Here is a 12,547-nt window from a genome sequence, read left to right as displayed (position 1 = left end):
ATAGTATGAATATTCTTAATCTAATTGGAAGAACAAAAGGCTTATTTGATGAAGATATCCTTACCCACGAAAAGGAAATTAAAGAAATTGTATCCTCCTCTTCCTTCCTTGTTATTGGTGGAGCAGGTTCCATTGGCATGGCAGTAACTAAGGAAATTTTTAAAAGAAATCCAAAGAAGCTTCATGTAATAGATATCAGCGAAAATAATCTTGTTGAGCTGGTACGGGATATAAGAAGTTCCAAAGGATATATTGATGGTGATTTTCGAACGTTTGCCCTGGATATTGGATCAGATCTTTACGACGCCTTTATCAAAAGTGACGGTAAATATGATTATGTTCTCAATTTATCTGCTCTAAAACATGTTCGTTCTGAAAAGGATCCATTTACCTTGATGAGAATGATTGATGTAAATATCTTTAACACCGATAAAACTCTACAGCAATCTATCGAAAACGGGACTAAAAAATACTTTTGTGTTTCTACAGATAAAGCCGCAAATCCCGTAAATATGATGGGAGCTTCAAAAAGAATAATGGAAATGTTCTTGATGAGAAAAAGTTCAGAAATTACAATTTCTACGGCCAGATTTGCAAATGTGGCATTTTCTGATGGTTCTTTACTTCATGGCTTTAACCAGAGAATACAGAAAAGACAACCAATTGTAGCTCCAAATGATATTAAAAGATATTTCGTAACTCCAGAAGAATCTGGTCAGCTTTGTTTAATGTCAACTTTATTTGGGGAAAACAGGGATGTCTTCTTTCCAAAACTAAGTGAGAATTTGCATCTCATTACCTTTGCCGAAATTGCTGAAAAATATTTAGAACAAATAGGGTACAAACCTTATATTTGTGAATCTGAAGACCAAGCCAGAGAAATGGTTGAGGAATTAGCAAAACAAAAAAAGTGGCCGTGTCTTTTTGCGAAAAGTGATACAACAGGAGAAAAAGATTTTGAGGAATTTTTCACAGACACTGAAGTTTTAGATATGGATCGATTTCCTAATTTAGGAATTATAAAAAATGAATTAAATATCGAAACCAATCAAATTCTGTCTTTTGAATCCAAAATCGCCGCAATGCGTTATCAAGGAACATGGGAAAAAGAAGAGATTGTAGAATTATTTAATAAAATGATTCCTAATTTCAGCCACAAAGAAACAGGGAAATATTTAGACTCAAAAATGTAAAATAATGGATATCATTGACAAAACTATTTCGTTTATCCAAAATGTTTTCCAAACCAAAGATTTTATTCCCCTTCATGCCCCTTATTTTGGCGGTAATGAAAAAAAGTATCTGAATGAAACTATTGATTCAACTTTCGTTTCTTCAGTAGGTGCATTTGTAAATAAATTTGAAGAAGATTTTGCCAAATATACTGGCGCCAAATTTGCCATTGCTTGTGTCAATGGAACCAATACGCTTCATATTGCCTTAATCTTGGCTGGAGTAAAATCTGAAGACGAAGTTTTATCCCAAGCGCTTACTTTTATCGCTACTGCAAATGCGATTAGTTACATCGGTGCAAAGTCTGTATTTATTGATGTTGATAAAGATACCATGGGAATGTCTCCGCAATCTTTAAGAATATTTCTCGAAAATTTCGGTGAAAAAAGAGAAGATGGTTTTACGTATAATAAATCTACCGAAAAAAAAATAGCAGCTTGCGTCCCAATGCACACCTTCGGATTTCCGCTCCGAATTGTAGAATTAGCAGAGATTTGTAAAGAGTGGAATATCTTTTTAGTAGAAGATGCCGCAGAATCTTTAGGAAGTTACTACAAAGGGCAACATACCGGAACTTTCGGAAAAATAGGTATTTTTAGTTTCAATGGTAACAAAACCATTACTTGCGGTGGAGGTGGAGCTCTAATCACTGATAATGAAGAGCTTGCAAAAAAAGCAAAACATTTAACCACACAGGCAAAAGTTCCCCATCCCTGGAAATTTACTCATGACGAGATTGGCTATAATTACAGAATGCCCAATCTTAACGCTGCTTTAGCTTGTGCACAATTGGAGCAGCTAGACCAAATTTTAATAAATAAAAGGGAACTGGCCGAGAAATATAAGTCCTTTTTTTCAGGCACTTCTTATCATTTTGTTACAGAACTTACAGATACTAAAGCAAACTATTGGTTAAATGCACTTATCTTACCCAATGAAACGGAAAGAGATGAGTTTTTGACAAGAACCAATGCAAATGGTGTCATGACAAGACCAATTTGGGATCTTATGTCTAGTTTGGCCATGTTTGAAAATTGCCAGAATGACGGACTTGAAAATAGCAAATGGCTTGAAGATAGAGTAGTTAATATTCCAAGTAGCTTCAGACCTTCTAATGAATAAAATCAGAAAAAATATCGTTCTTATTGGTGGTGGAGGTCATTGCAAATCTTGCATTGAGGTCATAGAATCTACTGAAGCTTATAATATTATCGGTATTTTAGATCTTCCTGCAGAATTCGGGAAAAAAGTATTGGATTATCAAGTAATTGGAAATGATGATGACTACGAAAAATTTCATTTAGCGGGTTGCTGTTTTCTGATCACAACAGGACAGATAAAATCTGCTGAAGTAAGAAAGCGAATTTTCAGTCAATTAAATATACTTCATGCAGAAATCGAAACGGTAATTGCTTCCACGGCCACAGTATCTAAATACTCAATAATTGGTAAGGGAACCATTGTAATGCACCATTGTTTTATAAATGCAGGGGCACAAATCGATGAAAACTGTATTATCAATACCGCTTCCGTGATAGAACATGATGTGGTGATAAAAAGTCACTGTCATATTTCTACAAAAACAATTATTAATGGTGATTGTAAAATCGGTTCCGAAACATTTATCGGGAGTAGCAGTTGCGTTTCAAATGGAGTTAATATTACCAATAATGTTATAATAGGAGCAGGAAGCTTGGTCTTAAATAAAATTGAGAAATCAGGCACCTATTTTGGAAACCCTGTTGAAAAAAAATAAAAATGAGCAAAGTTCTGATTATTGCTGAAGCCGGAGTCAACCATAACGGAAGTATCGAAAATGCTTTTAAATTAGTAGATGCAGCAGTGGAAGCTGGTGTAGATTTTGTTAAATTTCAAACATTCAAGGCGGAAAATCTTGTTTCTAAATCTGCTAAAAAAGCAGATTATCAAATTGAGAATACAAAAAATGCAGAAGAATCGCAGTTCGAGATGCTGAAAAAATTAGAATTAAGCCACGAACAACATGAAGAATTGATTCGGTACTGTAATCGTAAAAATATAAATTTTTTTTCAACAGCTTTTGATTTAGAATCTTTACAATATCTTAAAGACATTGGTCTTGAAATCGTTAAAATACCTTCCGGAGAAATTACGAATTTACCTTATTTAAGGAAAGCTGCGAAACTTTTTAAAGAGGTGATCATTTCCACAGGGATGTCAACTTTAAAAGAAGTTGCAGAAGCAGTAGATGTTTTTAAAATAGCAGGAACTTCAGTTAATAATATTACGATTCTGCATTGTAATACTGAATATCCGACGCCTTTTAAAGATGTAAATTTATTGGCAATGCTGCAACTAAAAAAAGAATTTAAGACTGAGGTCGGCTATTCTGATCACACTTTAGGCATCGAGATTCCCATTGCCGCAGTAGCACTTGGAGCCACCATTATTGAAAAGCATTTTACGCTTGATAAAACGATGAAAGGTCCAGATCATGCTGCATCTTTGGAGCCTGCTGAACTTAAAAATATGGTTACAGCCATCAGAAATATAGAATTGGCTATTTCCGGAAATGGATTAAAAGAACCTTCCGCCTCCGAAATCAAAAATATAAATATTGCACGCAAGAGTATTACTACGAAAACAAATATTAAAAAGGGAGATTTATTTACCGAAGATAACATCACGGTGAAAAGACCAGGCCACGGCATTTCACCCATGAGATGGGATGACGTTTTAGGAACAGTTGCAGTACGTGATTTTGAGGAAGATGTTTTAGTAGAATTAGAATGAAAATTACAATAGCAACAGGTACCCGTGCTGAATATGGTTTGCTAAAACCCTTATTGACAGCGATAAAAAAAGAACCAAACTGGCTTCTGCAGATTTTGGTAACAGGGGCCCATCTTTCCCCAGAATTTGGTTTAACCTATAATGAAATTGAGAAAGATGGGTTTGTTATTGACAAAAAAGTAGAAATGCTACTTTCCGCAGATACTCCGGCTTCTGTTGTAAAATCAATGGGACTTGGAATGATCGGTTTTGCAGATGCTTTACAGGATTTAAAACCAGATCTTCTTATTATTTTGGGAGATCGTTATGAAATGCTTTCTCTTGCCTCGGCTGCCCTTATTTTTAATATTCCGATTGTTCATCTTCACGGGGGCGAAATTACAGAAGGTGCGTATGACGACGCAATCCGGCATTCTATTACGAAAATGAGCCATCTGCATTTTGCTTCTACTGATGATTATCAAAACAGAATTATTCAGTTGGGAGAAAATCCTCAAAATGTGTACAATGTTGGAGCAATAGGATTAGACAGTGTTAAAAATTTAGAACTACTGTCTCGGGAATCTCTGGAAAAAGATCTAGATATTCAATTTAAAAAATACAATTATCAAATCACTTTTCATCCTTCAACTTTAGATATTGAAACGCCGGAAAAGCAGTTTGAGATCCTATTAAAAGCGATCGATCAGCAACAAGATAGTTTCTTTATTTTTACAAAGAGTAACGCAGATTCCGGCGGAAGAATTATAAATCAGATGATCGATTCCTATGTCGCAAAAAATAAAGATAAAGCGAAAGCTTTTAGTTCATTAGGGAATTTAAGGTTTTTATCGGTAGTTAAAATGTGTGATGCTATTGTAGGAAATAGTTCTAGTGGAATACTCGAAGCACCTTCGTTACAAACTCCCACCATTAATATTGGCGACAGACAAAAAGGAAGAATTCAGGCGAAAAGTGTTATTAATGTAAAAGTAGACGGAAGCGAAATACTGGAAGCCTTTAAAAAAGTGAGATTGAAAGATTTGAACAGTGAAACAATTCGTTTTTTCAATCCTTACGGCGACGGAAATACTACTGAAAAAATAATAAAAATACTTCGATCGGTTGATTTAAAAAACTTTAGGACTAAACAGTTTCATGATTTGAAAAATTAAATATGGAGTCATTTACAGAATATATAATTTTACACAATCAAAGTGTTAGAGATGCTTTGATTAAGTTAGATAAACTGTCATCGGATGCAATTTTATTTGTAGTAGATGACGAAAACAAACTTATCGGCTCCTTGACGGACGGCGATCTTCGAAGAGGATTTATTCGAGGTCTCGATTTCGAAAATTCCATCACTGATTTCATTCAGCCTAATCCAAGATTTATTTATGAAAATGAATTTAATCAGGAAAAACTAAATGATTTCAAAGAGAATTTATTCAAAATCATACCTATTCTCAACCAGAAAAATCAAATTGTTGATGTTCTGAATTTCAGGTTCAGAACTACTTTACTTCCTTTAGATGCTGTATTAATGGCAGGTGGACAAGGGAAAAGATTGAGGCCTTTAACCGAAAATATACCAAAACCACTGTTAAAAGTAGGTGATAAACCCATTATTGAATACAATATTGATCGCCTTGCAAAAGTAGGAATTGAAAATATTTTTTTAAGTATCAATTATCTTGGTGAACAATTAGAAGACTTTTTTGGAAATGGCGAATCTAAAAAGCTAAAAATAAAATATCTCAAAGAAAACAAACCTCTTGGTACAATTGGGTCGGTTTTGTTGGTAAATGATTTTGAACATGACAATATTTTGGTGATGAATAGCGATTTATTAACTAATATCGATTTTGCAGATTTTTACAAAACTTTTATTGATTCCAATGCAGATATGGCAGTTGCTGCAACATCTTATCACGTAGATGTTCCGTACGCAGTTTTAGAATCCGACGAAAATCAAAAAGTGCAAACCTTAAAAGAAAAACCGCGATATACCTATTTTTCCAATGCAGGAATTTATATTATCCGGAAAAAATTGTTATCCATGATCCCCAAAGATCAGTTTTACGACATCACAGATTTAATGGAAAAGGTCATCGAAATGGATTATCATCTAATTACCTATCCTATTAATGGATATTGGCTGGATATTGGGACCCATGCAGATTTCAAAAAAGCACAAGAAGACATTAAGCATATTAAAATTTAAAAATGGCAGATATTTTAATTACGATTTGTGCAAGAGGAGGCTCAAAGGGTATTCCTGGAAAAAATATAAAAATGCTCAATAATAAGCCATTAATCTATTATTCATTACAGGTAGCGCAGCAGTTTGCGAATAAAAAGGGAAATACTCAAATTGTACTTTCTACCGATGATGCAGAAATTAAAAACGTGGTGAAGGAACTTTCTGCGACAACAGATATAGAATATTCACGACCGGAAATTTTAGCTAATGATACCGCCGGAAAATTAGATGCGATCACCGATGCGAAAAATTATGCAGAAGAGAAGTATCAGAAAAAATATGATTACGTCATTGATTTAGATGTAACCTCACCGCTGCGAAACTTGCAAGACCTGGAAAATGCGCTCCAGTTATTAGAGAGGAATTCTGAGGCTTATAATATCTTTTCTGTAAGTCCCGCCAATCGGAATCCTTATTTTAATATGGTTGAAGAAAATGATAATGGGTATTATTCGCTCTGCAAAAAAGGACTTTTTTTAACCAGACAATCTGCTCCAAAAGTCTTTGATATGAATGCGTCTTTTTATATTTTCAAAAACAATTTTTTCAGTACAGGAAATAAAACAGTCATTACAGAGAAAAGTTTGGTTTATGAAGTTCCTCATATTTGTTTCGATTTAGATCATCCCATCGATTTCGAAATCATGTCTTTTCTAATTGAAAATTCTAAACTGAATTTTGATTTTATACAAGAATGAAAATTTTAATCGTCGGTTTAGGTTCCATCGCAAAAAAGCATATTTCTGCAATCAGAAAGTTGACAGAGAATGTAGAACTTTACGCTTTGAGATTCTCCAAAAACTCACCAGTTTTCGAGGATATTACCAATTTATTTACGCAGGATCAAATCGCTGAACATGCATTTGACTTTGCGATTATCTCCAATCCGACCAGTGAACACAAAAATGCTATTTCTAGATTGTTATCGTTAAAAATTCCTTTGTTTATTGAGAAACCTTTGTTTGAAAAAGTGGGATCAGAAGAAACTGAAATTTTGAACCAAATAAAATTATTGCAGATCCCTACTTATGTTGCCTGTAATTTGAGATTTTTAGATAGCATTCAATTTATTAAAAAGAGAATCCAAGATAGCAGGATCAATGAACTAAATATTTATTGTGGTACTTATCTACCCGATTGGCGTCCTGGCGAAGATTTCAGAAAAAATTATAGTGCAAATAAAGAAATGGGAGGTGGTGTTCACATCGATTTGATTCATGAGTTAGATTATACATTCTGGCTTTTTGGTGTTCCTTTGAATACCGATTCTATATTCACTAATTCATCTTCATTGAAAATATCAGCCTTTGATTATGCCAATTACAGATGGCAATATGAAGGATTTACTGCAAGTGTCATCTTAAATTATTACAGAAAAGATGCAAAAAGAACAATGGAAATTGTTTGTGATGAAGGAACCTATGTTGTTGATCTGCTAAAAAATGAAGTGCGCTTCAACGGAGAAGTTGTATTTATATCAGAACAAAAGATTGCAGATACTTACGATAATCAAATGGATTTTTTCCTGAAGAATATGGGATCCAAAAATAATTTACATTTCAATACGGCTTCTGAAGCATACCAAATATTAAATTTATGTTTACATCAATCTTAAAAAATAAAGTAATCATCGTAACTGGTGGAACTGGGTTAATTGGAAAGCATATTGTAGAAAGTGCGGAAGCTTCTGGTGCAATAGTGATCAATGTTGATATAAGCAATCATCACGATATAGAAAGTGGAAAACTTAATTTAGATATTACAACCGAATTTGGGATTCAGGACTTGTTAGATGCCGTAATTTTAAAATATGGTAGAATCGACGGATTGGTAAACAATGCTTATCCACGAACTGCAGATTGGGGTAATAAAGTTGAGGATATCAAGTTCAACTCTTGGCAGAAAAATATAGATTTGCAAATGAATAGTGTATTTCTACTTTGCCAAAAAACGCTGGAAATTATGAAAGAACAAAATTCCGGGTCTATTGTAAACATCGCTTCAATTTATGGAGTAGTTGGTAATGATTTTACATTGTATGAAGAATATGGTGGTACTTCTCCAGCTGCTTATGCTGCAATTAAAGGTGGTATTGTCAATTTAACAAGATATTTGGCGTCTTATTTCGGCAAGTATAATATAAGAGTTAACTGCGTTTCTCCAGGAGGCGTTTTAGATGCAAAACAACAGCATCCTTCTTTTATCGAGAATTATTCCAAAAAATCACCCCTGAAAAGATTAGCAAATCCGGAAGAAATAGCGCCATCGGTGATTTTTTTACTTTCAGATTTAGCTTCTTACATTACGGGACACAATTTAATGGTTGATGGTGGTTGGACTGCAATTTAGATAACAATAGAATAACAAAGCATATCGTTATATTATAAGTTTGTGCCTCTATTTATTTAATTTTTGAAATAAATATGTTGATATTAAAATTAACTGATAATAATGAAAAATGTCGATTTATTTCCCGAATATTGTCGCTTGTAATTTTAAGATGTAAATCTTTTATAAACTAGAAATAGAATCAAAGTAGTTGAATTTAATACTAAATAAAATTTTTAAAATATGAAATATTGTACCAAATGTGTAATGCCCGATACAAGACCAGGTATTACTTTCGATGATAAAGGAGTTTGTTCAGCTTGTCAATCTTTCGAAAGAAGAAAAAGCACCAATTATGATGCAAGATTCGAGGAGCTAAAAAAATTATGTGATCAGCATCGTGGTAGAAACGGCGAGAATGGGTACGATTGTATGATTGCTGTAAGTGGAGGAAAGGATAGCCATTTTCAGGTTCACATGTTTAAAGAAGTTTTAGGAATGAATCCTTTATTGGTGACTGTGGAAGATAACTTTCCCATGACTGATGCCGGAAATCATAATATCAAAAACATTTCTGAAGCATTCGGTTGCGATATTATCAGCATGAAACCAAATATCAAAGCGCAGAAGTTAGCAATGAATTACACTTTTGCTAAATATGGTAAACCTACTTACTTTGTGGACCGGTATATTTATACGTATCCGCTGCACATGGCAGTAAAATTCAATACCCCTTTACTTGTTTACGGAGAAAATGTAGGCTATGAATATGGTGGAGATAATGCAGTTGAAACTTTTTCTGCGAAAGATCAGATCAATAATGGAGTAGGAACAGGAATTCCGACCGAAGAATTGTTAGCAAACGGAATCAGCATGAAAGATCTTAACTTTTTTGAACCACCTTCCGCAGAAGATATTTCTAAATTAGAACCTATTTATTTAAGCTATTTCGTGGAATGGAACAGTTTCAAAAATTATGAAATTGCCAAAACAAAAGGATTCCACGATTTAACACATGAATGGATCAGAACGCATCACGTTGAAAATTTTGATCAAATTGATACCAGAGCTTATCTTGTGCATTCTTGGATGAAATATCCAAAATTTGGACATGCTTCTGCCACAGATTATGCAGCAAGAATGGTAAGATATGGTTTGATTACCAGAGAAGAAGCTTTTGAACTTGTGAAAAAACATGACCACGCTTTAGATCCATTGGCGGTTAGAGACTTTTGTGATTTTATGAATTATTCCGAAGTAGATTTCTGGAACATCATCGAAAAATCATATAACCACGACTTGTTTGTAAAAAACAAAATGAGTCAGTGGGTTTTGAAAAATTAATTTATGAGGGCATTGCCAGGAAAAGTTAAACATACTTTTATTACTTATAAGACTCCAATTGTCTATGCTTCAAGTTCCATAATTAAAGCATTTGCTACTTTGGTAGCAGGCTTTTTTATCGCGAAATTTATTTCTCCGGAAGATCTTGGATTATGGACTACACTATCGTTATTTATTACCTACGCTTTGTTTTTACAAGGCGGTGTAATCAACGGTTTGAATCTGGAATTGCCCTTGTCTTTTGGGGAAGGAAAAAATAAGAGAGGAAGATTAATGGTAAGTGTAGCGCAAACATTTACACTCTACCTTTCCGTTGCTTTTTTTTTAGTTGGAATCTTACTGTACTTATTCTTTCCATTTGAAAGTGACAAAGTTAAATACGGTGTTTTAGCAGTCTCTTTCATCATTGTATTTACCTTTTATCAGAATCATTTGCTTTCAACATTTCGTTCCAATAATTCATTTTTAAAGTTATCGTATTTACAGATTGTTGATGCTGTTGTAAATTTAATTACAATACTTTTAGTATTTTACTTCTCTTATTATGGGATGTTGCTTAAGGCAGTGATCGTTATCATCCTGTTTGTTATCCTTTTACATATTAACAGACCCATTAAGGTTATTATGAAATGGGATAAAAAAATTTTTTTAAAACTATTTAAAGTTGGATTTCCGATATTTATTTTAGCATATGCAGAATCTTTAGCATTAACTTTTGATAAATTGATGCTTATAAGATTTACAGATCTGAAAAATTTAGGATTTTATTCTTTCGCCCTCTATGCCCTTGTTTTTTCTACTCTATTTTCCAATTCTATTGCGAGTTATATCTATCCCAAAATGTCTTTTCAATACGGAAAGGACAAAAATAAATTGATACTTTGGCAATATGTAAAAAAAATAACAGCCTTATTGCTAATCATTCAAATCCCGCTATTCTTGGTGGGCTATTTTGTAATCCCGAAAGTAGTGACTGATTTTTTTCCTAATTATATTGAAAGTATTGTCCCCATGCAAATTTTATTATTTGCCGGAATTATGAAAGGTTCTGTAATAGGGGTCAATGTGATTTGGAGTATGAAAAAATGGAAGTATATGATTATTTATCAGGCCTCTTATTCGGTGTTGGTCGTGGGATTTATTTATCTGTTTATCCATCTGTACTCCAATAAAATTATAGGTGTTTCTTTCGGTTTAATGTATGCAAATATTGCAAATCTAATAATGGGTGTTTTTCTCTCTTACAAAGCAACACACACCAATTAAAAATACAGAGAACAGTGCATTTCAATCAATTAACCTACCCTGAAATAACTAAAAAATTTTTAAAATTTGAGGAGAAATATAATCTTCTGTTTTTAAAAGTGGACGGCGTATTTCCTTGGCAAATTGCAAGAATTCCTATTTTTTTACACATTGTTGATCAATTGATTCCCGGCAGTACTGCACCAATCAACAAATCGAAAAAGAAACAACTAAAGGATTTGCTACACCGTTTGTTTATTAATGTTCTTTTTTTTAACCCATTTCTGGACTTCAAGCATAAAAAAGTTATCGTTATTGAAAGTGGTAGAAAATATAGAGATGAAGGTTCCTATATCGATATCTATACGGAATATTTATGTCAGCAGTTAGATAAAGATCATGTTACGTACACGCGTTATGAAAATAATTATAACATTGACGATGCTCTTATCAAAAGGAAATTAAATATTAAGCATCTAGACTTTATACTACTTTTTTCTAAGTTAAAGACCAAATTTATAAAATCCAGTTGGAGTGAAATCGATGTTCAGAAAATCCAGGAAATCACTCACGCTCTTGAATCTGAGTTTGGTTTAAAAATAGATCTTCCTCAAATTTTTGACGATGAAATTAGGAGATTTAAAGCGGAAGTAAATCTTTACAGCAAACTTTTCCGTTTAAAAAAAGCGGAAGAGATCTACATCACTAATTCCAGCGAAAAAGCATCCGTCATTGAAGCTGCAAAAAATAATGGAATGCTTGTTAAAGAGTTGCAGCATGGTTTAATGAGTGATAAAGATGTAATCTCTAATTATCCATATACCAATTCTGGAACTTTACGTTATTTCCCGCATCAGTTCTATATTTGGGATAATGTGGATATGTTTTTTGGTAAATTGCCGCTCGAAGAAAAAAATATAATTCCTTTTAGAAATCGACACATTGAAAGATATGTTCAAAAAACAGCAAACATTTTAAAGGAAGACAAGACCATATTAGTGATCTCTCAACCTTATGGATCCGCTGAAATCCAAGAATTTATTAAAAGCAACCACATAATTCTTTCGGAATATTCAATCATTTATAAAATGCATCCTTCAGAAAATGAACAGCTTTTTTCCACCTTCAAAAATGAATTTAGTAAGGTTCCTAATATCCGGTTTGTTAATAATGAAGAGTCGATGTATGTTCTTCTAAAAAAGGCAAAATATGCTTTGGGAATATATTCTTCTTCACTTTTTGAAGCGAAGGCTTTTGATTGCAAAGTTATTCTGCTAAATTTGCCGGGCGTAGAAATGTCTTTCCCCTTGTTAAGAAATAGAGAAAATAAATTAATTGACATTAACCAAAAAGTTTCAGATATACTGATCTAGAAAAATT

The 12,547-nt window shown here is 33.2% G+C and carries 12 protein-coding genes; all 12 read left to right on the top strand.

Annotated features, from left to right (window positions below; translation table 11 throughout):
* Nucleotides 1–5 precede the first annotated feature (5 nt).
* The 12 genes from OA86_RS08680 to OA86_RS08625 all read left to right on the top strand — a co-directional run bounded on the left by OA86_RS08680 (nucleotide 6) and on the right by OA86_RS08625 (nucleotide 12,540).
* Nucleotides 6–1,193 (top strand): UDP-N-acetylglucosamine 4,6-dehydratase, encoded by a 1,188-nt coding sequence (locus OA86_RS08680; protein WP_039351735.1) that lies wholly within the window; start codon nucleotides 6–8, stop codon nucleotides 1,191–1,193.
* A 4-nt stretch (nucleotides 1,194–1,197) separates the two neighbouring features.
* Nucleotides 1,198–2,355, top strand: a complete 1,158-nt coding sequence (locus OA86_RS08675; RefSeq protein ID WP_126340495.1) for a LegC family aminotransferase — start codon at nucleotides 1,198–1,200, stop codon at nucleotides 2,353–2,355.
* Nucleotides 2,348–2,989: an acetyltransferase gene (locus OA86_RS08670; RefSeq protein WP_039351733.1), complete on the top strand. Its 642-nt coding sequence runs from the start codon at nucleotides 2,348–2,350 to the stop codon at nucleotides 2,987–2,989. Before OA86_RS08675 ends, OA86_RS08670 begins: the two co-directional genes overlap by 8 nt.
* 2 nt (nucleotides 2,990–2,991) lie before the next feature.
* Nucleotides 2,992–4,005, top strand: a complete 1,014-nt coding sequence (gene neuB, locus OA86_RS08665) for an N-acetylneuraminate synthase (protein WP_039351731.1) — start codon at nucleotides 2,992–2,994, stop codon at nucleotides 4,003–4,005.
* Nucleotides 4,002–5,159 (top strand): UDP-N-acetylglucosamine 2-epimerase, encoded by a 1,158-nt coding sequence (gene neuC / locus OA86_RS08660; RefSeq protein ID WP_039351729.1) that lies wholly within the window; start codon nucleotides 4,002–4,004, stop codon nucleotides 5,157–5,159. The genes neuB and neuC overlap by 4 nt, the downstream gene beginning before the upstream one ends.
* 2 nt (nucleotides 5,160–5,161) lie before the next feature.
* Nucleotides 5,162–6,211, top strand: coding sequence for a nucleotidyltransferase family protein (locus OA86_RS08655; protein WP_039351727.1), 1,050 nt, complete (start codon nucleotides 5,162–5,164; stop codon nucleotides 6,209–6,211).
* 2 nt (nucleotides 6,212–6,213) lie between these two features.
* Nucleotides 6,214–6,948, top strand: a complete 735-nt coding sequence (locus OA86_RS08650; RefSeq protein ID WP_039351725.1) for an acylneuraminate cytidylyltransferase family protein — start codon at nucleotides 6,214–6,216, stop codon at nucleotides 6,946–6,948.
* Complete coding sequence (locus OA86_RS08645; protein WP_039351723.1) at nucleotides 6,945–7,865, top strand: Gfo/Idh/MocA family protein; 921 nt, start codon at nucleotides 6,945–6,947, stop codon at nucleotides 7,863–7,865. Before OA86_RS08650 ends, OA86_RS08645 begins: the two co-directional genes overlap by 4 nt.
* Complete coding sequence (locus tag OA86_RS08640) at nucleotides 7,847–8,599, top strand: SDR family oxidoreductase (protein ID WP_039351721.1); 753 nt, start codon at nucleotides 7,847–7,849, stop codon at nucleotides 8,597–8,599. The genes OA86_RS08645 and OA86_RS08640 overlap by 19 nt, the downstream gene beginning before the upstream one ends.
* 222 nt (nucleotides 8,600–8,821) lie before the next feature.
* Nucleotides 8,822–9,922 (top strand): N-acetyl sugar amidotransferase, encoded by a 1,101-nt coding sequence (locus tag OA86_RS08635; RefSeq protein WP_039351720.1) that lies wholly within the window; start codon nucleotides 8,822–8,824, stop codon nucleotides 9,920–9,922.
* A 3-nt stretch (nucleotides 9,923–9,925) separates the two neighbouring features.
* A complete protein-coding gene (locus OA86_RS08630) occupies nucleotides 9,926–11,188 on the top strand; it encodes an oligosaccharide flippase family protein (protein WP_039351717.1) in 1,263 nt (420 codons plus the stop codon).
* A 98-nt stretch (nucleotides 11,189–11,286) separates the two neighbouring features.
* On the top strand, nucleotides 11,287–12,540 hold the full coding sequence (locus OA86_RS08625) for a polysialyltransferase family glycosyltransferase (RefSeq protein WP_126340496.1): 1,254 nt from the start codon (nucleotides 11,287–11,289) through the stop codon (nucleotides 12,538–12,540).
* Nucleotides 12,541–12,547: the final 7 nt, after the last annotated feature.

This window comes from Kaistella jeonii (assembly GCF_000812865.1).
Taxonomy (GTDB): domain Bacteria; phylum Bacteroidota; class Bacteroidia; order Flavobacteriales; family Weeksellaceae; genus Kaistella; species Kaistella jeonii.
The sequence above is the reverse complement of the archived record's forward strand: the minus strand, read 5'-3'. Positions and strand labels throughout refer to the sequence as shown.

Bases quoted from the DNA above. Each gene is read 5' to 3' on its own strand.
- OA86_RS08680 (WP_039351735.1), top strand. From the start codon at position 6: ATGAATATTCTTAATCTAATTGGAAGAACAAAAGGCTTATTTGATGAA.
- OA86_RS08675 (WP_126340495.1), top strand. From the start codon at position 1,198: ATGGATATCATTGACAAAACTATTTCGTTTATCCAAAATGTTTTCCAA.
- OA86_RS08670 (WP_039351733.1), top strand. From the start codon at position 2,348: ATGAATAAAATCAGAAAAAATATCGTTCTTATTGGTGGTGGAGGTCAT.
- neuB (WP_039351731.1), top strand. From the start codon at position 2,992: ATGAGCAAAGTTCTGATTATTGCTGAAGCCGGAGTCAACCATAACGGA.
- neuC (WP_039351729.1), top strand. From the start codon at position 4,002: ATGAAAATTACAATAGCAACAGGTACCCGTGCTGAATATGGTTTGCTA.
- OA86_RS08655 (WP_039351727.1), top strand. From the start codon at position 5,162: ATGGAGTCATTTACAGAATATATAATTTTACACAATCAAAGTGTTAGA.
- OA86_RS08650 (WP_039351725.1), top strand. From the start codon at position 6,214: ATGGCAGATATTTTAATTACGATTTGTGCAAGAGGAGGCTCAAAGGGT.
- OA86_RS08645 (WP_039351723.1), top strand. From the start codon at position 6,945: ATGAAAATTTTAATCGTCGGTTTAGGTTCCATCGCAAAAAAGCATATT.
- OA86_RS08640 (WP_039351721.1), top strand. From the start codon at position 7,847: ATGTTTACATCAATCTTAAAAAATAAAGTAATCATCGTAACTGGTGGA.
- OA86_RS08635 (WP_039351720.1), top strand. From the start codon at position 8,822: ATGAAATATTGTACCAAATGTGTAATGCCCGATACAAGACCAGGTATT.
- OA86_RS08630 (WP_039351717.1), top strand. From the start codon at position 9,926: ATGAGGGCATTGCCAGGAAAAGTTAAACATACTTTTATTACTTATAAG.